Source organism: Treponema peruense (assembly GCF_016117655.1).
GTDB lineage: Bacteria > Spirochaetota > Spirochaetia > Treponematales > Treponemataceae > Treponema_D > Treponema_D peruense.
Map to the genome: position 1 here is coordinate 553,633 of NZ_CP064936.1, position 26,483 is coordinate 580,115.

Genomic DNA, 26,483 nt, shown 5'->3' on the forward strand with positions numbered 1-26,483 from the left:
GGTAGAACGCATTGCGCATACTGTAGAAAAACTATCGGGAGTCTCTAAAAATTGCAATTTTTAGAGACAACTTTGAAATGCGATGTTTCAAGTCGCGATATTATAGCGACTTGAAACTCGACGGCAATCTCTAAAAAGCCAGTTTGCTGGATTTTTAGAGATTGCCTCCTTAAGAGGAACGAACTGTTCAGGGACGAATACAGGGCAATGAATTTACACGATTACGACAAGTTATCACAAGGAAGAGCGCAGGGTCGCAAAGAAGGGATAGCGCTGGGAATGGCTCAAGGACGGCAGGAAGGTATATTGATGACTGCACGTGGATTGATAGAAATAGGTCTTTCTCTTGAGCAGATTACCAAAGTGACAGGCCTTAGTTTAGAACAGGTTACCGCGCTTAAAGAGAAAAAATAGGACTTGAACCGAACCCTCCGGTCGTGCACGTCCTGTGCACTCCCTGCGGGCGGCTGCGTTCGCTGTCGGCGACATCCTGTCGCCTTTTCGTGGCACTTGCCACGCGCTCACTTCGCTATTCGGTTCAATATTTTTTTCGTTAACAAAAAAAATAAGGTACCTACAGACATGTAAGTACCTTAACTAAAAGCCAACTTCCGGACTTGAACCGAACCCTCCAGTCGCACACGTCCGTGTGTGCTCCTTCCGGGCGGCTGCGTTCGCTGACGGCGACATCGTGTCGCCTTTTCGTGGCACTTGCCACGCGCTCACTCCGCTATTCGGTTCAATATTTTTTTCGTTAACAAAAAAATAAGGTACCTACAGACATGTAAGTACCTTAACTAAAAGCCAACTTCCGGACTTGAACCGAATACCTGCGCGTTACGAGGGCGCTGCTCTACCAGGTGAGCTAAGTTGGCACTTTATTTTCTTATTATAACAATTTTCTTTCGTTTACGTCAAGATTCAGGAAATTTAAGTGTCCGCGGCATGTGAAAATAGTACCAAAGCGATGGGTGGAAACGATTCCGATTTTTGTGTGAAAAAATAAAAATTTGTTTTTTCTTATAAAAAAAATGATTTTTCTGTAACCTGCGTTAACCGAATTTTGCCCTTGAATTACAAATATATAATAAAAGTATGAATTAATATTTCTAAATTCTAAATAACTACTTCATCAAAAAATGCTGCTCCTGAAAATTGGCGGGTGTTGTAATATAAATATAATAAAAGTATCTAAAACTATTCTAAAAATCATACATCACACTAAAATTATAAAAATCGTGCTTAAAATTTGACAGTCAAAATAGTATGACTTAATATTACGGCACGGTTTAAAAAATCCGAAAAGTGGTCGGATTCGAACCAAAGAAAAAATTGGAGGAAAGGATGAAAAAAATTATTGCTTTCATCTCAACTTTACTGGTGCTTTCAGCAGCTGTTTTCGCTGACGTATCTGTAAAGAAGCGTGACGACGGTAAGGTAGAAGTAACATTCTTCTACGGAAACCCTCGTGCTACAGAAGTTCTTCTTGCCGGAGATTTTAATAACTGGCAGGATGGCGCAGAAGCCATGACAAAGACCGACAAGGGCTTTACAATGACAAAAGTAGTTCCGGCCGGAACTATCATGAAGTATAAGTTCATTTCTGACGGAAACTGGACAGCAGACCTTAAAGCACCCGATACTGTAGATGACGGATTCGGCGGAAAGAACGGTCTCGTAGACGTAGACACACTCGTTGCAGCACAGGGTGGCGGAGACAGCGGAGCAAAGAAGTCCGGAATTAAATTCATTTCTTGGACAATGCTCGGAACCCAGTCAAACTTCAAGACACAGGGTGCTGTAGACAAGACAAAGAAGGGGTTTGATTTTGACAGCCAGTCTGTTGGTCTCAAGTCTTACAATAAACTTACAGGAAACGCACTCCCCGGAGTTCCTTTCTATGTAGAAATCGCCCTTGCAGAGCGCGAAATTGAAGACTATACAGGAGAAAAGAAAGTAACATATGTTGCAAAGAAGACTGATTCCAATGACTGGGAAATTGACCCTGTAGACGGACTCAAGCAGCTTGGTTCTGACCTTCTCAGCAGCCCTGTAGCTTATCTTGCAAATGCAACAGACAATTCCAACAGTGGAGCTAAAGGACCCGGAACAAACCCGTTCCTTGGACACCTTAAGTTTGGTTTTGACACTGCATGGGTAAAGTATTACACAGGATTCAACTATGCAAAGATGGAAGTTCGCCAGCCGGTTATCTGGAAGACAGTCGACGGTAACTGGGATGCAGGTTACAACCACGTTGGTGGATTTGCATCATTCAGCACAGGCGACAAAATCAATAATCTTTTTGCAGACTCTGGTGTAACTCTTGATGCAGGTTTCATTCCCAACAAGACAGCAGACCGCAAGGGAACAAAATACGGATACATCGGATGGCTCGGTGCTTCTATGCTCAACGGAGACGTTGTAGTAGACCTCCAGTCAAACGGTGCTTATGACGGAACACTCATTTTTGATGACCCGGTAGAACATGACTTTATCGTTGGTGCAAAGGCAAAGTTTGCAGACCTTGGACTTAAGGTTGCAGCACAGGCTCTTTTTGCAACACACCAGAAGTCAAGTGCAGATCTCGAGGCAGACGGAGCTTCCAGCGTTGCTGACTGGTCAGGATATTCAACAGATATCTGGTACCGCAATACAGAAAACGGACTCCAGAACCTTGCAGGAAACGTACAGCTTTCTTACGAGGACAGCGACAAGGTTTGGGGAGCAGGAGTTGAATACCGCATGCGCGGAGCACAGGCTTCTCTTCTCTATGTTCGCCAGAACCATGACGACGGAACCTTTGACCTTAGCAACATGCTTGGTGTAGCAAACAGCCAGCGCGTTGCAGTCAACGGATACTACAACAACGAAGACATTGGTCTTAACATTGGACTTAACGCTTCTGTAGAAATGCCACTCGAAAAGATTGGTATGAAAGACGAAGTTGCAGCAGGCTGGAAAGCAGAACTTGATAAGGTAAGTTGGTACAACGACCGCTTTAGTGGAAACTACGAACCGCTCTACGGAATCGAAAGCGGAATGGAAGTTGCAGTTACACCGACTGTTGCTTACACTCTTGATGACATGACATTCACAGCTTACGGAGACCTTTATTACAAGAACTACAAAGTAGAAGACGGATCTTCTTACATTGGCGAGAAGTACGGCTGCTCTGACAGCGAATTTGCTTTCAAGCGCGCAGGTCTTACATTCAACTGGAAAAACATTGGAGACGTAGTAAAGGCTCTTGATGTTAACTACGGTTACGATGACTCTAACGGAGCACGCATGTTCAACACATTGGTTGGACAGGTTACACTTCCTATGAGCATGAAGGCAAGCGTAGCATTCGGTCTTCGCACAGTTAAGTCTACAGAAGACGGAAAAAAATTCGTAGAAAAAGAGAACAACCCGTTTGCATTTGCAGTCGGATTCTCAAAGCAGTTTACAAAACTTGCAAAGCCAACTTTCTACACACAGTTCTGCTACAACATGGACCCGTACAAGCACTTTGGCGACGGACAGGATCAGCTTAACCTTGACCGCGCTAACGTAAACGGAAGTCACGAGAAGGAAGGTGTAGGATGCATTGACCCGGTAGACTGGTATGACGGACGCGGAGCATTCCGTGTAGGTATCCGCTGGGATATCTAATCTAATAAATCTTTGAAAGCGAGTTATTTATAAATTGTGTGGTGGTTGAGCTTGTCGAAACCACCACTAAAAAAATAATTCTTTTCAAATCAAACTTTAAGATTTCTTTGAAATCTAATAAACAACATTTAGGAGAAACTAAATGAAAAAAATATTAACAAGCGTAATTGCCGCTGCGGCTCTTCTTTTTGGATTTGCTGGTTGTTCTGGTGACTTGCACGATAAACCAGATGGTACAATTTTACAAGATGCAGGAATTATTGGTTCAATTAATGACTGGATCGCTGCAAAAATGACTGAAGTAGATGAATCAACATATACATATACATTTGTTGCAACTGAAGAAACTGCGCAGTTTTCTGTTCAAGAAGTATTTGATAAGTGGGCCACCAGATGGTGTGGAAATAACAGTGCAGGGGTACCTGAAGCTGCTGAGACTACAAAAATAGAACCTGGTTGTGATTTACAAAAAATGGTTTATTCTACAGAAGCGGATCCAACACATGTTCAAATTTCAGGTCTTTCTATAAATTCAGAATATAGAATTACTGTTAAAATAGATGATCCTTCCACAAAAACACTTTCTTGTAAAATTGAACTAACCAAAGAAGGCGGAAAACCTGCAGAATCTGCTCCAACTCCATACTATTTTGATGGACTCTATCTAGTTGGTAGTTGTTTCAAAATTGGTGATATGACAAATCTTTGGAGCTTTGGTCCTGCTAACTTAATTTATGGTGCTTCTGTTGATAAAAAAACAGGTATTGTAACTTATACAAAAGATATAGTTGCAGTAGCAACTGAAGGTGAAATGGGAATTAACGATTCATCTTGGAAGAATAAACAGAAGGGTTCTGGTGTAACAATTGCAGCAGAAGCAGGTTATGTTGAACTCAACGGTGCTGAAGAAGATAACTTCAAAGTTTCAGGACTCAAAGTAGGTTCTCCATATCGTGTTTATATCCAGACAACTCCAGAAAAAGTAGTTTCTGTAAAAATCGAAGAAATATGTTCATATACATTAACTTTTGAAATTACAGGACTTGAAGAAGGTAATGCTGCTTGGATTAACGGTGAGTTCTGGGGTAGTACATGGCCTAACGGTTGGCCAATGGCAGAATGGAAATCAGAACCAAATGCAACACTTAAAGCTAATATTCCTGTAGCTGGAGTTGATGGAGTTGCAACATTTAATGAAAAATGGAATGTTGTTTCTGTTGCAAAACCAGGTGAAGATCTTTCTTGGAGTTTCAAACCTGTTGCAGCTGATTCTTTGGAAAACTTTACTGCAGAAGCTAATTTAGTATTAAAACCAACAGATAATCTTACTTGTGAAATTACAAGTGTAGAAAGTTGTACTTACAAGATTTCTATTAATGCATTAAATGAAAAAGTTACTGTAACAAAACAATAATTTCTGTAAACACAGTAATTGATTAGTTAAACAGGGATTTCTTATGGAAATCCCTGTTTTTTGTATACACCTGTGTATGTTGTTTTAGACTTTAATCTGACAGGAGAAATGTATGAAAACTTTTAAGAAACTTGTTCTTCTTTGTTGTGCTAGTATTTTTCTTTTTGCTGGATGTTCTGTAATTCATAATGAAAAGGATGGGAGTTTACAGAATTATAATGCTTCGGTTTCAAGATCTGTTCTTGAACAGTCTTCAGATGATTATCAGAAAGATGTAATTTATTTTTTATTTGTAGACAGATTTTCTGATGGTGACAGTACAAACAATGCCGGTTTGAATCCTGCTCAGTATGATTCAACAAAAACAAACTGGAAAAAATATTGGGGTGGAGATCTTCAGGGAGTTAATAATAAGCTTGATTACCTTAAAAATCTTGGTATCAATTCAATTTGGGTAACTCCTCTGGTAGAAGCAATCGATACGCCCACTAATGCTGGTGACTCTCCATATCACGGTTATTGGGGAAAAAATTATTTTAATATAGACGAACACTGGGGAACATGGAATGATTTTGACAACCTTGTTTCAAAAATGCATTCTTCTCCTTACAATATGAAACTGATTTTGGACTATGCTCCAAACCATTCCAATCCAAATGATGAAGCTGAATACGGCAGTCTGTATAAAACGAATTATAATACGTCAGGAGAAATAATAAGTACAGATAAACTGACTGATTATCTTACAGATACGTCAGGTTCCTGGTATCACAGACTTGGCGGAATTGGTGATACAGAATGGGATGATCCATATTATTGTCGTTATAAAAATCTTTTTAATTTGTCAGATTTTAATCAGGATAATTCTGCTACTTACAGCTATCTTGCAGATGCACTCGAATTCTGGCTTAACAGAGGTGTAGACGGTGTAAGACTTGATGCCGTAAAGCACATGAACACTTCATTCACAACTTCTCTTGTAAGCGATATGAAAACAAGAACCGGCAGAGATATATTCTTTTTTGGAGAATGGATGGATGCCGGTGCCTGGGCTACAGGACTTAATACAGAAGGGCAGTATTTTGCGAATAATTCAGGCTGCAGTCTTCTTGATTTCGGGTACCGTTCAACAATAGAAAGTGTTTTGAAAAATTCCGCAACCATGAGAACTTTGGCTGCATATCTTTCTGACCGTGAATCTTACTGGAGCAATCCTCTTAAACAGGTTGTATTTCTCGATAATCATGATATGCCAAGAATCAATACTGTTCTAAGAAATAGCGCCGGTATGAGCGAAAGTTATGCTGCCGCACGTACAGATCTTGGACTTGCAATAACTATGACAATTAGAGGAGTTCCTTGTATTTATTATGGAACGGAACAATATACAGCTAATTTTACTACTAATTCTTTTGGACAAGTTGGAAGTGATCCTTACAATAGAGAAATGATGCCTTCTTTTAATACAGAAACTAGAGCATGTAATATTATTCGTTCTCTTTCTAATTTAAGGCAGACAAATACAGCTTTGCAAAAGGGTTCTTATACAGAAAAATGGGTTGATGATAATATTATCGCTTACGAAAGAAAGAACGGTTCTGATGTTGTAGTTGTTGTAGCAAATAAAGGTTCGTATAGAAATCAATCTATTTCAAATCTAAGTCTTCCTGACGGAGTTTACACAGATGTCCTTGGAGGAGATTCAGTAACAGTTACAGGCGGAACAGCTTCTTTTGAACTTTCTGAAAATGAAGTGGTGATTCTTGCAACAACTTCGGCCTTAAATGAAATGACGGTTTACTTCTATAATAATTCGATTACAAACTGGTCTGCCGTAAACTGTTATTACTGGAATTTGAATGGTCACACGTCAACGCCTGTTGCATGGCCAGGAAATTCAATGCAGTCAGATTCTGACGGCTGGTATTCTTTTACAATACCGAATGCTGCAAATGCAAGTCTGATTTTCAACAACTCAGGTTCATCACAGACAGTAGATCTTTCCAGAACCGGTAACGGATGGTTTGTTCCTTCAGGTTTTGAAAATGGTAAAATAACCGGAACTTGGTATGACACGAATCCTTATTCTGCTTCTTCAGGAACTTTAAATATAACATTTAAGGCCGGCAGTTCTTCAGAGAATGTAAGTTTTCCCGGTGATGCAAACGGATGGTCTCTTACAGAAAATGTTATTTCCGTGGGTTCGGGAGAGACAAAAACACTTTCAGTAAGTAACTGTATAAACTCTTCTTCAATTGCATTGGGTGATGATTCTTCTAAACTTGAATTAAAAATTGTTACGAATTCAAGTTGGGATAATCAGTGGTCTTTTGGTAGTTGGAGTAAATCGGAGAATATAACTTTGACGGATAATAACAGACAGATAGCCATCACCTGTATGCCTGGAGATTCTGTTAATTTAACAATTGATGTTTCAGCACTTTCATTAAGTGCTGAAGTTATTGCAAGTAATTGATTTTAAGGGAGATTTACATGAAAAAATTATTGTGTTTATTTACTGCTGTTTTTGCGCTTGGATTCTTCTCGTGCAAAAATGACACTTCAGAACCGAATGCACCCAGTCCTGAAACCCCTACTACAAAAGTAACATATCCGCAGTTTAGTCCAATAGGTGGTTTTTATAAAGAAGAGCAAACTGTAACAATCAGTTGTGAAGGTTCAACTGCCATTTATTATACAATTTTAAAACCTGCAATCGGAACAGACGGTAAATGGGATGAAACAGCCTGGCAGAAAGCTGTAAAAAATTCAAAACCGACAGAAAATTCTACAAAATATACAGAGCCTTTCAAGGTTTCTGAACAGTGTATAATTAGAACGATGGCTGTAAAATCAGACGGTTCAAAAAATTATGCAATGACATGTTTTGACTTTGATACTGACCGTTCAACAGATTTTTCGGGTCCAATGAGTCCTGATAATCCGGCAAGCGAAAACTGGCAGGATCAGTCAATTTATTTTATTCTTACAGACAGATTCTTTAACGGCGACACATCAAACGATAAAGTTCAGGGACTTAAAGATCAAAACGGCAATGCTTACGATGAAAGTATAGTTCTTCCCGGACAACCTGCTTCCAGCTATAATGGAGGAGACATTGAAGGTGTGCGCCAGAAACTTAAGTATATAAAAGATATGGGATTCACTGCAATTTGGATGACACCTCCTGTAAAATGTCAGATTGCAGAAAGTAATTATCACGGCTTCCACGGATACTGGGCAAGTGATTTTACAAAAGTTGATTCCCATATGGGCACATTGGAGCAGTACCAGCGGTTTGTAAAAGAAGCCCACAAAATGGGACTTTATGTAATTCAGGATATTGTTGTAAACCATACAGGTGATTATCAGAAAATCAACAAAGAATTTACATATGACATGGTAAAAGCTTCTGAAGGAAATATTTCAGAAAGTGACTTTTATCTTGAACCAAAATCAGTTCCGTTCAATCATCCTGAACAGCTTCCGTGGGCATTGAATAATTTGAATGACCTTACAGCAGATGAATTCAAAAACAATGCATTCTATCATTACAATCCCGGAATCAGTGATTTTACAAACCAGGCTACAATGTATACCCATTCTTCCAGCGACCTTGATGATATGGTTACAGAAAATCCTGTTGTAAGAAATCTTCTTCGCGGATATTTCAGATACTGGATTGACAAGTGTGGAATTGACGGTTACAGAATTGATACTGCAAAATATGTTGAACCTGATTTCTTCAATGATTTTATAAATTCAACTGAACCCGGAAACATGGGTGTAAGAGCATACGGAAAGTCATTGGGAAAAAGTGATTTTATAAACTTTGGTGAAGCGTGGGATACCAGCGAAACTCTTGTTGGCAGTTATACAAAAGATGAAAGCGGTAATCCCAGAATGGACGGTATGATTTACTTTCCGCTTAAATTTGTAATTACAGATACAATCAGTTCTGGAAGCAAGACAAGTGCAATTTCTTCGATTCTCGCTAAACGCTATACTAAAGGCTATTATGCCGATCCTAACAGACTTGTAACTTTCATTGACAATCATGACACAGACCGCTGGGGTCAGACAATGAAGGGCAACACAGAGTTAATGAAGGCTGCTTACGGAATTATTTATACAATTCCTGGAATTCCGCAGGTCTATTATGGTTCTGAACAGGGCTTTGACGGAGAATGTCGTGCCGGTATGTTTGCAGGAAGTTATCTTTCACCGGGATTAAAACAGACAGAAGACAAGTTTGATACAACCAATGACTGGTACAAGTATTTTACGAACCTTAACAAAATGCGCTCAGAAAACCGCGTGTTCCGCTACAACAGTTTGTATACTTTGCAGGATACAGATGACAGTGCTGGAATTCTTGCATATATAGTTCGTGAAAGTGATCCTGATGATCCCAAAAAATTCCTTGCAGGTGTTGGAAACAAAGCAATTTATATTATGAATACAGCACCTACAGATAAAGTTCTTGATGCCTCTTACCGCAATCTTGCTGCAGGAGATAAATTTGAACTTGTTCCTTACGAAGGCGTTTCTGTATGCCCAGCAACTGGAACTCAGATTACAAAATCATTTACAGCTACTGCTGACGGAACAAAAGGTAATGTAAAACTTGTTGTTCCTGCAAACAGTTGTGCAATTTATATTCTTACAGAAGCCGGTGCAGAAATTACACAGGCAGAATGTACTCTTACAGTTGACAGTGTTCCTACAGAAAATGTAACAGAAAACGAAATTACAATAAAAGGAACTTCTTCTGTTACAGGAACTGTTAAGCTTGTTCTTAACGGTGACTATTCTCTTGCTACAGGTATTGAAGCAACAGCCAATACTCAATTTTCTGTAAATATGAATGTGGGTGCATATTCTAACGGAAAAATTTCTATTCAACTTATTCAGATTGTTGACGGAATTACGTGTTATTCTGAAACATCATATTTTACTATTGAAAGACCGTTTAAACTTATAGCTAAAATCATAGATCCTCAGAATGATGACAACGGTGTTGGAATTGCAAAGGGAATTCTTAAAAAACCAACAGAAAAGACCTTCAAGGGACAGTTTGATATAGAAGGTGTTGATGTTTACAGAAGCGGTAATGATATTCGTCTTGGAGTAAAGATGAATTCAATTTCAAGAAGCTGGGATCCAGGTTCCAATTTCTTTGATCATGTTGTTTTCTTTATCTTTATTTCTGACGGTGATGATGACGGATGCGAATATCATCCAAAAAATAATTACAAACTTCCGGACTCATTCGGCAAGTGGGATTATATGTATCAGTGCAACGGTTGGGGAAGCGGATATTACTCTAAAGAAGGAGCAACAGAAACTTCTCTTGGAAAGGCTGTAACTCCTGCACCAAAAAATACACCTGCTGTTGCCTGGGAAAAACTTTCTGCAGAAGCCGGTCAAGATATAGTAGAAAAAGATTTGGACTGGTCTGACTATTCTCCTGAAATCGGTTCTGTTTGGGAAGATAAACCCGGAATGATTTGGTTTACAATCAGTGCAGCCTCTATTGGTTATCCAAAAAATATTGACGGTTACAAAATCTACATTAACAACTTTGACTTCGACATGGGAAGTCCGCGCGGAATGATAGATGGAGAGCCAGAAACTTGGAAATTCGGAACAGGTTCAATACCTAAAGATAACTGTCCTGCAGTTGTAGATGAAACTGATTCTGTAATTATTATTAAATAAAAAAGTGGAGTGATAAATATAGACGCGTGGGTTAATAGCTGCGCGTCACTCGTATTTGGAGGAAACTTATGAAAAAGAATGTTTTGACAAAAGCATTCCTCGCGCTTGTGGCAGCCTCATCAATATGTATGATAGGATGTCCCAATGGAACAACTGAAGAGCCTGATGGTCCTGATGTGGCAGTCGGAACCCTGGGAACTCCTGATCCTGTACTTTTAGCATCCGCAAAAGCAGCGTCTGAACTTGACCCTAAGAATGAAAATTTAATTATTTTCTACAAAAGAGCAGATTCTGATTATTCTAAATATGGTCTCTGGCTTTGGCCAGACGGAACCAGTGAAGGACAGAACGGCTATGATTTAACAGCAGGCAAAGCAAAGACAAAAACTATTGATGGAACTACAATTGCTTACTGGAATATAAGCGAACTTTGTGCAAGTGATACAAAACTTATGGCTTGCATTAAAGAAAAAGGAAAAATGGGAAAAATTATCCGCGATTCAGGATGGACAAAAGATCCTGATGGTGACCAGTTTATGGATATGTCAGAAGGAATGCATTTTTTGACATTGACAAAAGATCCTACTTTGTATATTGTTTCTGATTCATATGATCCGACAATTGCAGCTGCTTCTGCTGTTACTAAAGATTCTATTAAAGTATCTCTATCTGTAAAATACGGACTTGAAACTTCGGCTTCAAGCAACGGATTTACAGTTGTTGCAGCTGACGGTACAGAGATTGCTGTAAATGATGTTCTTAATTATAATGCACAGAACAATCGTAACAGAAACTTTGCAGATACTCTTCTTTTGAAACTTTCTTCAGATATTGATTTGGAAAAAGAATGGTATGTAAAGAATTCAATATTCAAGCCGGAGGCCGGAGTGAAGGTTTCAAAAATTGCCGCTATTAAAGCTGCATATAAAGATTATATTTATAAAGGAACAGATCTTGGTCTGACTCTTAACGGAACAAAAGCATCATTCAAAACATGGGCACCTGTTGCCAGTGATGTTCAGCTTTTGTTGTTTAAGGACTCATCTCAGTTGGTAACAGAAGATTCTGTTGTAAAAATGACTTCTGACGAATATGGAATCTGGAGCGTTTCTGACGTTGATGTTTCTTCATTCAAATATTATAAGTTCAGAATTACAAATGAAGGTGTAACAAGAGATGTTTGCGATATTTATGCAAAAGTTGCCAGCGGTGATTCTGTAGCAGCCCAGATTGCAGATATCAATGATGCAGAAACTCAGCCGGCAGGTTGGGAAAGTGCATATAGAAATCCGTTCTCAGGTGAGTATACAGATGCTGTAATTTATGAAATGCATATCCGTGACTGGAGCCGTGCCACAGTAACTGATTCAACAGGCAAATTCCTTGATATTGCAAATTCAGATGCTGTTATTAATCATCTTAAGGAGTTGGGCGTAACTCATGTTCAGATTCTTCCTATGTTTGATTATGCAGAAAAGAATGCTGATAAAAACTACAACTGGGGTTACAATCCTTATCACTATAATGTACCTGAAGGACGCTATGTAACTGAAGGTTATACAGATGGTACCCAGGCTGTTAAGGAAATGCGCGAAATGATTCTTGCACTTCATAAAGCAGGTATCGCTGTAAATATGGATGTTGTTTATAACCATACAAGCGGTACTGGAGAGTATTCTCTCTATGATTCTACAATTCCGTATTACTACTACAGAATGAAAGAAGACGGCTCATATTCAGACGGTTCCGGCTGTGGAAACGAAACTGACTCTGAAGCTCCTATGTTCCGCTCTTATATGATTGAATCTCTCAAGCACTGGATGAAAGATTACCATATTAACGGATTCCGCTTTGATCTTATGGGTGTTCACTCAAAAGAAGCAATGACAGAAGTCTACAATGCTCTTAAAGAAATTGACCCGAAGGTAATGGTATACGGTGAACCATGGACTGGCGGTGATTGTGCAGTTACAGACGGAATGACAGGTGCTATCAATGCCGGAGACTTTGGTGTTGCTGCCTTTGATGATGACTTCCGCGATGCAATTAAGGGTGCCGAATTCGGTGGTTTCAAACATGGACAAGTCCAGGGAACATACAATGACAGTGGTATTATAACAGGTCTTGTTGGAGATACAGGAAAGAATAAACGCAATCCAACAGGAAAGCCGGGGCTTGCTCTTCATTATGTTGAGTGCCATGACAACTATACACTGTTTGACAAACTTGCTATTTCTTACTGGCAGACACTGAATGATACTGACAAAGTAACTACAGGTAATTTATTTACAAAGATTGGTGCAGAGGGTCTTGCAACTGTCAGAGAGCAGGATAAACTTGCCGCTGCCTATGTATTCTTAAGTCAGGGTACTCCGTTTATTAACGGCGGCCAGGAATTCCTGAGAACAAAGCGCGGTGATGAAAATAGCTACAAGTCTAGTGATCAGAAAAATGCCATCGACCTCACCTTTAAAGACACTTACTCCGATGTTTACAATACATACAAAGGTTTAATCGCTCTTCGAAAAGCAAACCCATCTGCATTCGGAGCAAACACTTCTGCAAGTGCAACTACAGTTAAAACTGGTGTAACAAAGTACATAGCAGGCAACTTCCTCGTATACTTTAACGCAACAGAAGCGGATGTCGCTATCGATGCAACAGGTTACTCAAAATCCGTAGATGTATCTTCAGGTACTCCTACAGAAGTTGCTGTTCCTGCAAGTGTTGCTGCAAAATCATTTGTAATTCTTAAAAAATAATGCATGACAAAAGCAGGTCCTGACTTGCTTTTGTAAAACAATTCGTATGCGTTAACGCACGCCGCTGCAGATTATACTTCTGTACCGGCGTGCGTTTTTTTTGTGTGTTAATTTAACAGTTATTTAATTGGCTTAAAAAAAAGAAAAAACTTGGGAGTTAAGAATTCAAATATTCAAATGTAGATAAAGCCTTAATTGTAGAATTTGTAAAATCTTTTAGATGAAGGTATTTCAAAAATAGAAGGTTTTATTAAAAAATATTTTGATTAAAAAAATTGGTTAAAATTGTTCTTTGAAAAAAAATTATAGTTAGGAGTTATTATAAACTTTGAACCATAAAAATGCAGCCTTCATCGTATTTTGGTTTTACATGGTATTGAACAAATTTTTCCTGTTTTTGAGGAAGCCGTGCAAATCCTAAAGTTTTGTAATGTTCAATAAGTTTTTCTTGTGGCAGGGCATAAATATATAAAGAATTTATTCCCACAAATTTTGATAAACATCGAACTAAAGGCAAAATAAAATATTTAAAAGAATAACTTCCAATTCTTGAAATTTCCGGATGTTTTTGTCTGTATACATGATTAACAGCAAAATTAGAAAGTTCAATAGCTGGAATTGATTCAAAATATTCTTTATGAAGTTGCATTGTTATAAGACCAGTTTTTATTGAAAAATAGGAAACTAGTTCATTTGTTGATTTATCTTTTATAAGATATGTTCGACAATTATTTCCTTTTTCATCTAAAATTGATTGATTTTTCAGATAATTTTCAAGACCTATCGCATTATTCGGGACAGAAAATGACTTTATCAATTCAATATTTTCCTGGTCGTCGAGTAAATGTTCAATATAAAAATCTTCTGTGTCTAAAACTTGAAATTCTGCAATCATTGTTTTGAAAGTTTCCTTAAAAGTTCCCGTTCTTTAGCGTGTTCTTTTTTAATCCATTCTTCAAATTCTTTTGCTTCCTGATCCATCTTTGTAAAATCAGGTTTTGGCATATTAAGAATATACGCAATCGGATTATCTCCATTATTCAATTCATCAAAGTATTTTTTATCGTGGTATCTCATATAACACCTCCTAACATAAATATTATACAGATAATCACAAATGTCAAGATTTTTTCTTTTTAATCTATAGCATTCCCAAAAAGTGCTGGAAGTGGTGTTCCAAAAATAGTGGATGCCTTGAAAACGCATGCATTATGTAAATTGTAATTACATTTATCTTTTACATAAATACTTTTATCCAAAAGATATCTGCAAATATATATCGTACTATTGATAAAATAATGAAAATGATACCCAGTGATTTATATACATCAAATACAAGTGTATTCATGTCGTAAGCCGCCACAAAAACGGTTTCCGCAGCTCCTGTTTCACGGTTTCCATGTTCCCGGAACTGCGGTTTATTTTTGTCGGAATATTCAATATTTTTCACAAAGATAATAAATATTCATTTTTTAAGAAATTAAAAACTGATATTATTGATTCAGAAGTTTTTTGAATAAAACCTGCCGATTTTACCAACAGAAATCTGCCAAATTCACCAATAAAAGATTGTCAAATTAACCAACAAAGTTTATAATATTTTTATGAAAAAATATAGAAAAAGAATTTATGATACGCTTTTAGATTATAGATTAGAAGAAACAGGTGCTGTTGTTATTGAAGGACCAAAGTGGTGTGGAAAAACTACAACTGCAGAGCAAAAAGCTAAAAGCATTTTATATATGAATGATCCAGATTCTATTCAGCAAAATTTGGAACTTGCAAAAATTCAATCAAAACTGTTACTTCAAGGAGAAAATCCTCGTCTTATTGATGAATGGCAATTAGCTCCGAATCTTTGGGATTCTATTAGATTTGAAGTTGATCATAGAAAAAAGGAAGGACAATTTATTTTAACAGGTTCTGCGATTCCAAATGATAGTGATAAAAAAAGGCATACAGGAACAGGACGATTTTCTTGGATTATGATGAGACCTATGAGTCTTTGGGAATCAGAAGATTCTAATGGTCAAGTAAGTTTAACTGAATTATTTGAAGGCAAAACTGATATTTCAGGAATCAATAATAAAAAATTAGAAGATATTGCTTTTTTTGTTTGTCGTGGTGGTTGGCCAGCTTCAATTGATAAAAAAGAAAGAGCCAGTTTACATTTAGCTTTTGATTATTATGATGCTGTTGTAAAAGAAGATATTTCTAGAGTAGATAATGTTGAACGAGATAGTGAGCGAGCAAAACTTTTAATGCGTTCTTATGCTCGTAATCAAGGAACTCAAGCCAGCATTGCTTCCATAACACAAGATATTAGTGCAAATGATGACAGTAATCTTTCAGAAAATACGACTTTGTCGTATATAAAAGCATTAAAAAAAATTTTTGTAATAGAAGATATGAGTGCTTGGAATCCAAATCTAAGAAGTAAAAGTGCAATTAGAACAAGCGATACAAGATATTTTGTTGATCCTTCTATTGCTGTTGCAAGCTTAGGCTTAGGTCCAAAAGATTTAATACAAGATTTAAATACATTTGGTCTTTTATTTGAAACTATGTGCATAAGAGATTTAAGAGTTTATGCAGATTCTTTGGAAGGAACAGTTTATCATTTTAGAGATAAGACTGGACTAGAATGTGATGCTGTTATTCATTTACGAAATGGTTCTTATGGATTAATAGAAATTAAGTTAGGTGGAGAACATTTAATTTCTGAAGGAATAAAAACACTAAAATCTCTTTCTCAAAAAATTGACACAACAAAAATGAAAGAACCTTCATTTTTAATGGTTCTTACGGCTGTTGGAGATTATGCGTATAAAAGAGAAGATGGAATTTTAGTTGTTCCGATTTGTTGTCTAAAAAATTAATTTTTTTGTAAATTATTTTTGCCAAGTTTACCAACAAAATATAAAAATCTCATTTAAAAAACTGTGTAGCAATTTTGAATCAGTGTGACAAAAAAACGAAACTCATATTGCTTTTCATTATCAATACCAGTCTTTAATGGAGCATTCAAATTTAAATACAAACGTCGAGTAAAAAATATGTTTTTTTGTTTTTCCCAGTGATTTATATACATCAAATACAAGTATATTCAAGTCATAAGCCGACTGGAAAAAAGCGGGAAAATGGTTAGAGGATAGGCACACCAGAGAAGCGGCCAGAACATAGCCGCAAAAATGATGGAACAAGCAGCAGAAGTCACAACTGCCAGAAAACCTGACTGTCAAGATTTCTTCTTTTTCTTTTTAATCTTTTGCATTTATAAAAAGTGCTGTAAATTAAACGGAAAAATGTGTTTTCTGTTTTATTGTTCTTTGAAAAAAATTATAAAATTTTACCAATCTTTCCAAGAAATGTAGCCTCCGTGAGTGGGTGTTGCAGGAAAAGTTTGTTCTCCACTGTAAAGGACATTTATATTTTGTTTTGATATTTTAAATAAATCTGAAATTTTATTTAAAGAATTAAAGAATTTTTCATTTATTGTGCTTGATGATTTTATTTCAAATAATTTTATAGTATTAAATTCTTCTATCAATAGGTCTATTTCCAATCCGTTTGAATCTCTCCAGAAATATGCGTTTGGATTTTTTCCTTTGAAAAAACATTCTTTAATGTAATTGCTGATTATCATATTTTCAAAAATTCCTCCACGTAAATAATGCGTTTGGATTTGTTGAAAATTTTCCATTCCAAGTAATGAACATACTAATCCTGAATCAAAGAAATATAGTTTTGGAGATTTTACCAAGCGTTTTCCAAAATTTTTATAATAAGGTTTTAGTAAAAAAATTATTCCACTTGTTTCAAGAATTGAAAGCCATGATTTTACAGTTAAAACAGAAATTCCAGTTTCATTTGCAAGTTCTGTTGTGTTTAAGATTTGACCAGTTCTTCCGGCACATAAACATATGAATTTGTGAAAAACTGATAAATCTGAAATATTTTTTAATTCACGAACATCTCTTTCAATATAAGTCTTTATGTAAGAACGATAAAAATCGTGTGGAGAAGGATTTTGATTATAAATTCTTGGGTAAAAACCTGTCCAAAGACATTCGTCAATATTTTCTTTGAGTAAAGAAGCATTTTTAAGTTCACTTATTGAAAAAGTTGACAGATTTAAAATTGCACATCGACCTGCACGACTTTGAGAAATTGAATTCATCAGTAAAAAATTTTGAGAACCGGAAAGAATGTAAATTTCTGTTTTGTCTAATTCATCAATATGACTTTGAATGTAAGAAAATAAATCTGGAACGCGTTGAACTTCATCAAAAATTGTTTTTTCTGGATAAAGACTTAAAAAATATCGAGGATCATTTGTTGCAATTTGTCGAAAATCTAAATCTTCTAAAGAAACGTATTTCCAATCAGGAAAAAGTTTTTTAAGTAATGTTGATTTTCCACATTGTCTGCAACCTGTTAGAGTAACAATAGGGAAAGTTTTTATTAAGTTTAAGAGTTTTTCTTCTATTTTTCTTTCAATAAATTTATTTTCCATATTCAACCTTTAAAAAAGTATGTAAAACCTATAATTGATTATATAAATTACATACTTTTTGTCAAGTTTTCTTTTTAATCCTTTTCATTAAAAAATATGATTGAATCTCTTAAACACTGGATGACAGATTATCACATCAATGGATTCCGCTTTGACCTTATGGGTGTTCATGATACATCCACAATGGAAGAAATTTATAAAGAAAAGGTGTAACAAAATACACAGCAGGCGACTTCCTCGTATACTTTAACGCAACAGACGCGGATGTCGCTATAGAAGATGCAACAGGTTACACAAATTCCGTAGATGTTTCTTCAGGTATTCCTACTGACGCTGCTGTTCCTGCAAGTGTTCCTGCAAAATCTTTTGTAATTCTTAAGAAATAAAAATGAATTGTGCAGGTTTTAACTTGCGGTAAAATTCAATTCGTATGCGTTAACGCACGCTGCTGCAGATTCTCTTCTGTAACGGCGTGCGTTTTTTTGTGTGTTAATTTAACAGCTATTTAATTGGTTTAAAAAAATTGAGAGTTAAGAATTCAAATATTCAAATGGAGATAAAGCCTGAATTGTAGAATTTGTAAAATCTTTTGAATTACGGGTTATTACCAGACTGATTGAATTTTCAAGACACGTCTGGAATTGAACAGCATCTTCGTAATCATCCATTCCAACAGAAAAGGCCGTTTCTACCGTTGTCCTTTTTGTATCTTCTATTTCTATAAGTTTCAGAAAGTTTTGAATCTTTTGAAATCGCAAGGATTGGTCTGAAATGTATTTACGCAGTATATAGGCTATATCTGTAACAGAAGAAGCTGAAATACAGGGGATATGTGAACCTTTAAGGATTTTTAGGAATGCACCATAGGAGTCTCCAAAAAAGGGTTCTCTGGCAGTGAGAATGTCAATAACAATATTGGTATCTAATAAGATTTTCATTATCGGGAAATTCTTTCTCTTCTTTCTTTATCAAGATTTACATTTGAAGGAACAATTCCAACAAGAGAGTCCAGAAGGGATATCTTTTCAGATACCGTTGAAGGCATAGTTTTTGCTTCGTTTTCCTGTTCAGACAACAGATAATTTACAAAACTGTAAACAGTCTTTTGTCTTTCGGACGTAAGTAAATCAAATTGTTTTTCTAAGGTTGAAAAAGGCATAACGGTACCTCCCATAAAAAGCCAATGAGTAAATCCTTAGATTTAATGACTTTTTAAGTACATTCGCAACAAAATGATGGGTAGATAAAAGTTGTACAAATAGTGCAGCTTTTAACTTAATCACCTTTTATGAAAATTATAATATTAAATTTGTAAAAAAACAATGTATTTCACAAACAACTTAAATAGCACATGATAAAAGCAGGTCAGGACTTTCTTTTGTAAAACAATTCGTATGCGTTAACGCACGCTGTGGCTGCAGATTCTCTTCTGTAACGGCGTGCGTTTTTTTGTGTGCTGTGTTAATTTATAATCAGGCTTATTATAACAAAAGCTATTCAGCAACATCTACAAACGGCTTGAATTCTATATTCCAGAGAAGTAGTTTTTCCGTTTCTTTCGCAGTTAGTTTTTTATAATCTTTGCGGAATGATTTTGCTGTTCGAAGCTCATGTTTCATACGGACATTGCTGCCTTAAAATCTGCAAAGGACTTAAATGTTTCTACATCACCTCTTTCAACTTCTTCAATTGCTTCGTCAAGTCCGTTTTTATTAGACTCTTCTTTGCTTTTGAACAAAAGAAAATCTAAAAACTCTGAAACTTCTTCCATATATTTTTCAGGAATTGTTTTCAATTTTTCTTCTACAACTGCATATGGCATAGACGACCTCCTTCTATTTTTTTAATTATATCATAATGATAGTCTTTTATCCATTATATTGTTTGGAGTTATACTCTAATCGTAAAATCTGTAGAATCCTACGAAATAAACGATTGCATATGTATGAATTTTTCAAAGGACAATGAGGCCGTACGCAACATCGCTAAGCTTGCTACTGGAATCGAAGGTTCTGACAAAAACGGCGGTAAAAAAACTTTAAGCAGTCCCCGCGCGATGAGTGCAGAGGCATTTTTCACGAAGGGCCGTTTTTTACAATTTCCAAAAGTGTTCCATGTAGAATTTAAGTTGCATTTATGCTATAATCCGCCCGATGAAGCAGACTACCCGGACAGAACGGCTTGACAAAATACTTTCAAACAGCGGCTTTGGAACAAGAAAAGACGTAAAGCGCCTTGTACGCAGCGGTGAAGTTCTTGTCAACGGCGAACCTGTTAAAAATCCTGAATTCCATGTTTCAATAGAAAAAGACACTCTTTGTGTTGAAGGCGTGGATGTTAAGATCAAGTGGCATGCATATTTTATGCTCAACAAGCCTGCCGGATACATCTGTTCAACAAAATCGGGCGCGTATCCCACGGTTTTTGATCTTCTTGACGAAAGTGATCGCCGTACATATCTTGGCGGTGATCTTGGAACTATTGGCCGTCTTGATGCAGATACAGAAGGACTTTTGATTATTACAAGTGACGGCGATTTGAATCACAGGCTTACTTCACCAAAGTGGCGTGTTCCAAAGACTTATCTTGTTCACCTTGCAAATGAAGTTGATGAACAGGAACGTGAATCTTATGTAGCCGACCTTGCACGCGGTGTTCATATAGAGGCAGAAGCCAATGCAGAAGCCGTTGACTGTCTGCCCGCTCAACTTGAATGGTGTGATGTACAGGAGAATGACAAAACTGCGGCGGCTGTTTGTAAAATTACTGTTTATGAAGGAAAGTTTCACGAAGTAAAAAGGCTGTTTGCCGCTTTGGGAAACGAAGTTACATATCTTAAAAGAATAAGAATGAACAGACTTTTTCTTGATGAGTCTCTGGCGTGCGGTCAGTACCGTGAACTCACAAAAGAAGAATTTGATTTGCTAAGTACACTTAACGATGAGGGAGTATAAAAAAATCCGCCGAAATGTCGTCGGCTTTTTTAACTCAAAGTTCGCAATTCGAACTTTCTTATTGAACTGCGTTTTTCACTTTGTTGCAAAACGCAATAAAAACATTTTCGACTGTTGAAACAGTCTTCGAATATTTTTATAGGAGGATTTATGCTGTCGGATATTGAAATTGCACAGAAAAATGTTATGGATGAGATTACCGGGGTTGCAGAAAAACTTAATCTTTCGGCCGGGGATCTTGAAACTTACGGTAAATACAAGGCCAAGATTTCTTTTGAAAAGCTCCGCGAACTTCAGAACAAGGCACTGAATCCTTCAGAAAGAGGAAAACTCATTCTTGTTACAGCCATGACTCCGACAGCTGCCGGTGAAGGAAAGTCTACTGTAACAATCGCTTTGGGTGACGGTCTCAGGCATATCGGCAAAAAATCTGTTATTGCACTTCGCGAACCCTCCCTTGGTCCGTGTTTTGGTATAAAGGGCGGTGCATGCGGCGGCGGTTATGCCCAGGTTGTTCCGATGGAAGACATTAACCTTCACTTTACCGGCGACATTCATGCAATAACTGCTGCCAACAATCTTATGGCTGCTCTTATAGACAACCATCTTCAGCAGGGAAACGAACTGGGACTTGATCCGCGCACAATTTCCTGGAAGCGTTGCGTTGACCTTAACGACCGCGCATTAAGAAACGTAATTGTAGGACTTGGTTCAAGGATTGACGGTGTTCCAAGAGAAAGTCATTTTCAGATTTCTGTTGCAAGCGAAATTATGGCAATTGTCTGTCTTTCAAAAACAATTTCTGAACTCAAGGAACGCATTTCTGCAATAACAATCGGCGAAACTTACGCAAGGGTTCCTGTTACTTTCGGTCAGCTCAAATGTACCGGAGCGGTTGCGGCTCTTCTGAAAGATGCAATCCGGCCCAATCTTGTACAGACATTGGAGCATACTCCGGCATTTATTCATGGCGGACCTTTTGCAAATATTGCTCACGGCTGCAATTCTATCAACGCAACACTCTGTGCCCTTGCGACAGGTGACTATGTTGTTACCGAGGCAGGCTTTGCAGCTGATCTTGGTGCAGAAAAATTCATGGACATAAAGTGCCGCATGAACGGTATTCACCCCGACGCAGCAGTAATTGTAGCAACTGTGCGCGCAATAAAGATGCACGGTGGTGTTGCAAAGGCAGATCTTTCACACGAAAATCTTGAGGCCGTCAAAAAAGGTTTTGCAAACGTAAGATGCCACATAGAAAACATGAAGAAATTCGGCGTACCTGTTGTAGTTGCCGTAAACAAATTTGTAAGCGATACAGATGCCGAAGTTGCTCTTGTTGAACAGCTTGCTTCTGAATGTGACAGTACTGCAGTTCTTTGTGAAGGCTGGGGAAAAGGCGGCGAAGGTGCTGTTGCCCTTGCAAACAAGATTGTAGAACTCTGCGATTCTGAATGTGACTTCAAAAATATTTATTCACTGGATTCAACCCTTGAAGAAAAAATAGAAACTCTTGCAAAAGAAATTTACCGCGCTGACCGTGTAGAATTTGAATCAAAGGCACTCAAGAAATTAAAGGCCTACGATGCTGCCGGTTACGGAAAACTTCCTGTCTGCATTGCAAAGACACAGAATTCCATAAGCCACGACAAGTCACTTCTTGGTGCTCCGAGCGGCTATGTGTTCCCGGTACGTGATGTTCAGCTTTATTCGGGTGCAGGTTTTGTAGTTGCCTTTGCCGGTGACATAGTGGATATGCCCGGTCTTCCTAAAGCCCCGTCTGCATTGAACATAGATGTAGACGACAACGGATGCATTTCGGGATTGTTCTAATGTAAAAAAAAGTGCCGCTCCGTAAAGAAGCGGCACTTTTTTTATGCTATTTTTTAAGCTGTTCTTTTATTGCGGCAAGAAGTTCGCTGTAGTTTTCAAATGCCGGAATTGCAGGGTTGTCGGCCTTGATTTTGTCTGTACTCTTGAACAGAAATCCTGCCTTGCTTGCTTTTATCATTCCAAGATCATTGTAACTGTCGCCGCTTGCAATTGTGTCATAACCAATGGACTGCAGAGCCTTAACGGTTGTGAGTTTTGAATTTTCTATGCGCATCTTAAAGCCTGTGATTTCTCCTGAAGGTGCAACTTCGAGCGAGTTACAGAAAATTGTTGGCATTCCAAGTTTTTTCATAAGAGGGGACGCAAACTGTGTGAAAGTGTCGCTTATTATAATTACCTGGCAGAGTGAGCGCAGTTCGTCAAGAAATTCCTTTGCTCCGGGCATTGGGTCTATTGTTGCTATTACATCCTGAATCTGTTTGAGACCTAGTCCGTGTTCCTTAAGAATACCCAGGCGCCAGTTCATGAGCTTGTCGTAATCGGGCTCGTCGCGCGTTGTTCTCTTGAGTTCGGGAATTCCAGAAGCTTGTGCAAATGCAATCCAAATTTCCGGAACCAAAACGCCTTCCAAATCCAAACATGTAATATACATAAAATACCTCTGAATTTAATGATACAAAAAGTTTACCAAAAAAAGCATTTTCTGTACATATTAAGAAGTTTTGCCGGCATTAAGAGACTTAACATTTTGGAACTTTTTTGCTACAATTCCGCCATGGCAAAGAAAATTGAAATTTTGGACTCTACGCTTAGAGACGGTTCCCAGGGTGAAGGAATAAGTTACTCTGTTCAGGATAAAATTCATATAGTTCAGGCTTTGGACGAACTTGGAATAAAATATATAGAAGCAGGAAATCCCGGCAGTAATCCAAAGGATATGGAATTTTTTCAGAAAGCCCGCGAACTTAAACTTTCTACTTCTAAAATTGTAGCATTCGGTTCAACCAGAAGAAAGGACATTGCGTGTTCAGAAGACTCCAATTTACAGAGCCTTCTTTCTGCAGAAACAGAATATGTCGTAATTTTTGGAAAGACATGGGACTTTCAGGCTACAGAAATTCTTCACGCTACTCTGGAAGAAAACCTTGATATGATACGCGATACCTGCGCTTATTTAAAAAAACAGGGGCGCAATGTTATTTTTGATGCCGAACACTTTTTTACAGGATATTCCGCCAATGCAGATTATGCTATGAAAGCGCTCCAAGCGGCGGTTGACGGCGGTGCTTCTGTTCTTTCACTTTGCGAAACAAAAGGTGGCTGTATGCTTGACGACTGCGCCCGCATTACACGTGCAGTTACTGAACGTTTTGCAGACAAAGTTACTGTCGGTATTCACACTCACAATGATTCCGGTCTTGCTGTTGCAAATTCTCTTGTTGCAGTACAGAACGGCGCCACTCATGTTCAGGGTGTGCTTCTGGGATTCGGCGAGCGTACAGGAAATGCAAATCTTTCTACTATTATATCTGATCTTCAGCTTAAGATGGACTGCGAATGTATTCCACCCGAAAATCTAAAATCACTTACACCAATCTGCAAGCGTGTGGCCGAGATTACAAATATTACCCTTGAGCTGGGAATGCCTTATGTTGGCCAGAATGCTTTTGCACATAAAGCCGGAATGCATATTGACGCAGTGCTTAAAAATCCTGTCGCCTACGAACATATTTCTCCCGAAGATGTCGGTAACGAACGCGTGTTCCTTATGAGTGAAGTTGCGGGAAGAAGCATGATTATAGAAAAAATCCGCAAATTTGATTTTTCCATAACAAAGTCCAGTCCTGTTGTTGCAGAAATTGTCAATGAAGTCAAGGAACTTGAACACCAGGGTTACCAGTTTGAAGGTGCAGACGGAAGTTTTGAACTGCTTGTGCGCAAGGCTATAGGCAAGTACCAGCCGTTCTTTAATCTTCACTACTACAAGACAAGCAACGAAAAGCCGCTTATGGAAGAAAATCTTTATTCTCTTGCCCAGCTTAAAATTGATGTCGAAGGAAACATTCAGGTTGCGGCAGGTGAAGGAAACGGTCCTGTTAACGCACTGGATAATGCTTTAAGACAGGCACTCCAGTCCTTTTACCCCAGCGTGCGCCAGATTCACCTTACCGACTACAAGGTTCGTGTCCTTGACGGCAAGAGTGCAACTGCCAGCCGCGTAAGGGTTCTTATAGAAAGTTCTGACGGAACGGACAGCTGGACTACAATTGGTGTTTCCAGCGACCTGGTTGAAGCATCTTGGCTTGCTCTGGTAGATTCCTTTGAGTATAAGCTCATTAAGGATATAGAAAAAAAATACCAGCGTTTTATTTAACCTCGTATTGAAAATTTTTCAGGCTGAATTTGCCCTCTCTTTGTAAAACACAAGTACTTTACAAAAAGGGGGCGATTCATTATACTACTTTAAAAATACTTAATATTCTTTATTTATACTAAATACAGGAGCTTTTGTTATGGAAAAGACTATTGCTTTGATTCCAGGAGACGGAATTGGTCCGGATGTTGTTGCAGAAGGTGTAAATGTTCTTAATGCGGTTGCAAAAAAATACGGACACAAATTCAACTACAAAAATGTTATTGCCGGCGGTGCAGCCATTGACAAGTGGGGAAAGCCTCTTCCGCAGGACCAGCTTGATATTTGTCTTAACAGCGACGCTACTCTTCTGGGTGCTGTAGGCGGACCAAAGTGGGACAATGTAGCTCCCGAGATTCGCCCCGAGAAAGCACTTCTTGGACTGCGCGGCGGAATGAAAGTTTATGCAAACCTGCGCCCCGCTGTTATGTTCAAGCAGCTTAAGGATGCATGTCCTCTTAAGGACGAAATCGTTGGTGAAGGACTTGATATTCTTATTGTACGCGAACTTACCGGCGGAATTTATTTTGGCGACAGGGGAACAAGCGCTGACGGAAAAACTGCCTGGGACACAGAAAAATATTCCTGGGAAGAAATTGAACGCATCGTTCGCATGGGATTTGAGTTTGCAATGAACCGCCAGAAAAAGCTTTGCGTTATTGACAAGGCAAATATCCTTAACTCAAGCCGCCTCTGGAGAAAAGTTGCAGAAACTGTTCATGCAGAATTCCCCGAAGTTGAACTTTCTTTCCTTTATATAGACAATGCAGCCATGCAGCTTGTACGCAATCCGCGCCAGTTTGATGTTATTGCAACAAGCAATATGTTCGGCGACATTCTTTCTGATGAAGCCAGCCAGATTACAGGTTCTATCGGAATGCTTGCTTCTGCTTCACTTGGAGTCGGCGGTCCTGGACTTTACGAACCCATTCACGGTACTGCTCCTGATATTGCAGGAAAAGACCTTGCAAACCCGCTTGCAACAATTCTTTCTGCAGCAATGCTTTTGCGCTATAGTTTTGGTCTTGAAACAGAAGCAAAGGCTATTGAAAATGCAGTAAATTCTGTTCTTGACGCAGGTTACAGAACAGGCGACATTGCAGGTTCAGAACGAGAGGCTGTTAAGGCTGCAGGAAAACTTGTAGGAACAAAGAAGATGGGGCAGCTTGTAGTTGACTTTATCAATGCTTAAGGAAGTTTCTAAAAATTGCAA

Annotated in this window: 20 protein-coding genes and 1 tRNA gene; 12 read left to right on the forward strand and 9 right to left on the reverse strand. The window is 38.1% G+C overall.

The window, feature by feature from the left end; all coding sequences use genetic code 11:
* Positions 1 to 207: 207 nt before the first annotated feature.
* Positions 208 to 414 (forward strand): hypothetical protein, encoded by a 207-nt coding sequence (locus IWA51_RS02725; protein ID WP_198443062.1) that lies wholly within the window; start codon positions 208 to 210, stop codon positions 412 to 414.
* 388 nt (positions 415 to 802) lie between these two features.
* Here the strand turns inward: IWA51_RS02725 and IWA51_RS02730 are convergent.
* A tRNA-Thr gene (locus IWA51_RS02730) sits at positions 803 to 875 on the reverse strand.
* Positions 876 to 1,344: 469 nt separating this feature from the next.
* Between IWA51_RS02730 and IWA51_RS02735 the strand changes: the two genes are divergently transcribed.
* The 5 genes from IWA51_RS02735 (at position 1,345) to IWA51_RS02755 (ending at position 13,554) form a co-directional block, all read left to right on the forward strand.
* Entirely contained in the window at positions 1,345 to 3,657 is a 2,313-nt protein-coding gene (locus tag IWA51_RS02735; protein ID WP_198443064.1) for a glycogen-binding domain-containing protein, read from the forward strand.
* Between the two features lie 142 nt (positions 3,658 to 3,799).
* The gene (locus IWA51_RS02740; protein WP_198443066.1) at positions 3,800 to 5,071 is read left to right on the forward strand and encodes a hypothetical protein; all 1,272 of its coding nucleotides are present in this window, start codon (positions 3,800 to 3,802) and stop codon (positions 5,069 to 5,071) included.
* 112 nt (positions 5,072 to 5,183) lie between these two features.
* The gene (locus IWA51_RS02745; protein ID WP_198443068.1) at positions 5,184 to 7,547 is read left to right on the forward strand and encodes an alpha-amylase family glycosyl hydrolase; all 2,364 of its coding nucleotides are present in this window, start codon (positions 5,184 to 5,186) and stop codon (positions 7,545 to 7,547) included.
* A gap of 17 nt (positions 7,548 to 7,564) precedes the next feature.
* Positions 7,565 to 10,792 (forward strand): alpha-amylase family glycosyl hydrolase, encoded by a 3,228-nt coding sequence (locus tag IWA51_RS02750; RefSeq protein ID WP_198443070.1) that lies wholly within the window; start codon positions 7,565 to 7,567, stop codon positions 10,790 to 10,792.
* Between the two features lie 68 nt (positions 10,793 to 10,860).
* The gene (locus IWA51_RS02755; protein WP_198443072.1) at positions 10,861 to 13,554 is read left to right on the forward strand and encodes a pullulanase-associated domain-containing protein; all 2,694 of its coding nucleotides are present in this window, start codon (positions 10,861 to 10,863) and stop codon (positions 13,552 to 13,554) included.
* A 319-nt stretch (positions 13,555 to 13,873) separates the two neighbouring features.
* On the opposite strand, the gene IWA51_RS02760 is transcribed toward IWA51_RS02755, so the two are convergent.
* The 3 genes from IWA51_RS02760 to IWA51_RS02770 all read right to left on the reverse strand — a co-directional run bounded on the left by IWA51_RS02760 (position 13,874) and on the right by IWA51_RS02770 (position 15,004).
* Positions 13,874 to 14,449, reverse strand: coding sequence for a hypothetical protein (locus tag IWA51_RS02760; protein WP_198443074.1), 576 nt, complete (start codon positions 14,447 to 14,449; stop codon positions 13,874 to 13,876).
* On the reverse strand, positions 14,446 to 14,631 hold the full coding sequence (locus tag IWA51_RS02765) for a hypothetical protein (RefSeq protein WP_177812550.1): 186 nt from the start codon (positions 14,629 to 14,631) through the stop codon (positions 14,446 to 14,448). Before IWA51_RS02765 ends, IWA51_RS02760 begins: the two co-directional genes overlap by 4 nt.
* Positions 14,632 to 14,791: 160 nt before the next feature.
* Complete coding sequence (locus IWA51_RS02770) at positions 14,792 to 15,004, reverse strand: hypothetical protein (RefSeq protein WP_198443075.1); 213 nt, start codon at positions 15,002 to 15,004, stop codon at positions 14,792 to 14,794.
* A gap of 154 nt (positions 15,005 to 15,158) precedes the next feature.
* Here IWA51_RS02770 and IWA51_RS02775 point away from each other — a divergent pair, with 154 nt between their 5' ends.
* Positions 15,159 to 16,433 carry an ATP-binding protein gene (locus tag IWA51_RS02775; RefSeq protein ID WP_198443077.1) on the forward strand — a complete coding sequence of 425 codons (1,275 nt, stop codon included), beginning with the start codon at positions 15,159 to 15,161 and terminating at the stop codon, positions 16,431 to 16,433.
* A 470-nt stretch (positions 16,434 to 16,903) separates the two neighbouring features.
* Here the strand turns inward: IWA51_RS02775 and IWA51_RS02780 are convergent, their stop codons facing one another.
* The 4 genes from IWA51_RS02780 to IWA51_RS02795 all read right to left on the reverse strand — a co-directional run bounded on the left by IWA51_RS02780 (position 16,904) and on the right by IWA51_RS02795 (position 19,892).
* Positions 16,904 to 18,070: an ATP-binding protein gene (locus tag IWA51_RS02780; protein WP_198443079.1), complete on the reverse strand. Its 1,167-nt coding sequence runs from the start codon at positions 18,068 to 18,070 to the stop codon at positions 16,904 to 16,906.
* Positions 18,071 to 18,600: 530 nt separating this feature from the next.
* Positions 18,601 to 19,008 (reverse strand): type II toxin-antitoxin system VapC family toxin, encoded by a 408-nt coding sequence (locus IWA51_RS02785; RefSeq protein WP_198443080.1) that lies wholly within the window; start codon positions 19,006 to 19,008, stop codon positions 18,601 to 18,603.
* Positions 19,008 to 19,229 carry a hypothetical protein gene (locus tag IWA51_RS02790; RefSeq protein ID WP_198443081.1) on the reverse strand — a complete coding sequence of 74 codons (222 nt, stop codon included), beginning with the start codon at positions 19,227 to 19,229 and terminating at the stop codon, positions 19,008 to 19,010. The genes IWA51_RS02785 and IWA51_RS02790 overlap by 1 nt, the downstream gene beginning before the upstream one ends.
* Positions 19,230 to 19,685: 456 nt before the next feature.
* Positions 19,686 to 19,892, reverse strand: coding sequence for a hypothetical protein (locus IWA51_RS02795; RefSeq protein WP_177528329.1), 207 nt, complete (start codon positions 19,890 to 19,892; stop codon positions 19,686 to 19,688).
* Between the two features lie 123 nt (positions 19,893 to 20,015).
* Here IWA51_RS02795 and IWA51_RS02800 point away from each other — a divergent pair, with 123 nt between their 5' ends.
* From IWA51_RS02800 to IWA51_RS02810, 3 genes are all read left to right on the forward strand, one after another.
* Entirely contained in the window at positions 20,016 to 20,255 is a 240-nt protein-coding gene (locus IWA51_RS02800; protein WP_198443082.1) for a hypothetical protein, read from the forward strand.
* Positions 20,224 to 21,024: a pseudouridine synthase gene (locus IWA51_RS02805; RefSeq protein ID WP_198443083.1), complete on the forward strand. Its 801-nt coding sequence runs from the start codon at positions 20,224 to 20,226 to the stop codon at positions 21,022 to 21,024. The genes IWA51_RS02800 and IWA51_RS02805 overlap by 32 nt, the downstream gene beginning before the upstream one ends.
* 150 nt (positions 21,025 to 21,174) lie before the next feature.
* Positions 21,175 to 22,857: a formate--tetrahydrofolate ligase gene (locus IWA51_RS02810; RefSeq protein WP_198443084.1), complete on the forward strand. Its 1,683-nt coding sequence runs from the start codon at positions 21,175 to 21,177 to the stop codon at positions 22,855 to 22,857.
* Between the two features lie 46 nt (positions 22,858 to 22,903).
* On the opposite strand, the gene thrH is transcribed toward IWA51_RS02810, so the two are convergent.
* Positions 22,904 to 23,509 carry a bifunctional phosphoserine phosphatase/homoserine phosphotransferase ThrH gene (gene thrH / locus IWA51_RS02815; RefSeq protein ID WP_198443086.1) on the reverse strand — a complete coding sequence of 202 codons (606 nt, stop codon included), beginning with the start codon at positions 23,507 to 23,509 and terminating at the stop codon, positions 22,904 to 22,906.
* A gap of 123 nt (positions 23,510 to 23,632) precedes the next feature.
* Between thrH and cimA the strand changes: the two genes are divergently transcribed.
* Positions 23,633 to 25,231, forward strand: coding sequence for a citramalate synthase (gene cimA / locus IWA51_RS02820; protein WP_198443088.1), 1,599 nt, complete (start codon positions 23,633 to 23,635; stop codon positions 25,229 to 25,231).
* Between the two features lie 139 nt (positions 25,232 to 25,370).
* Complete coding sequence (leuB, locus tag IWA51_RS02825) at positions 25,371 to 26,462, forward strand: 3-isopropylmalate dehydrogenase (protein WP_198443089.1); 1,092 nt, start codon at positions 25,371 to 25,373, stop codon at positions 26,460 to 26,462.
* The last annotated feature ends 21 nt before the right edge of the window (positions 26,463 to 26,483 follow it).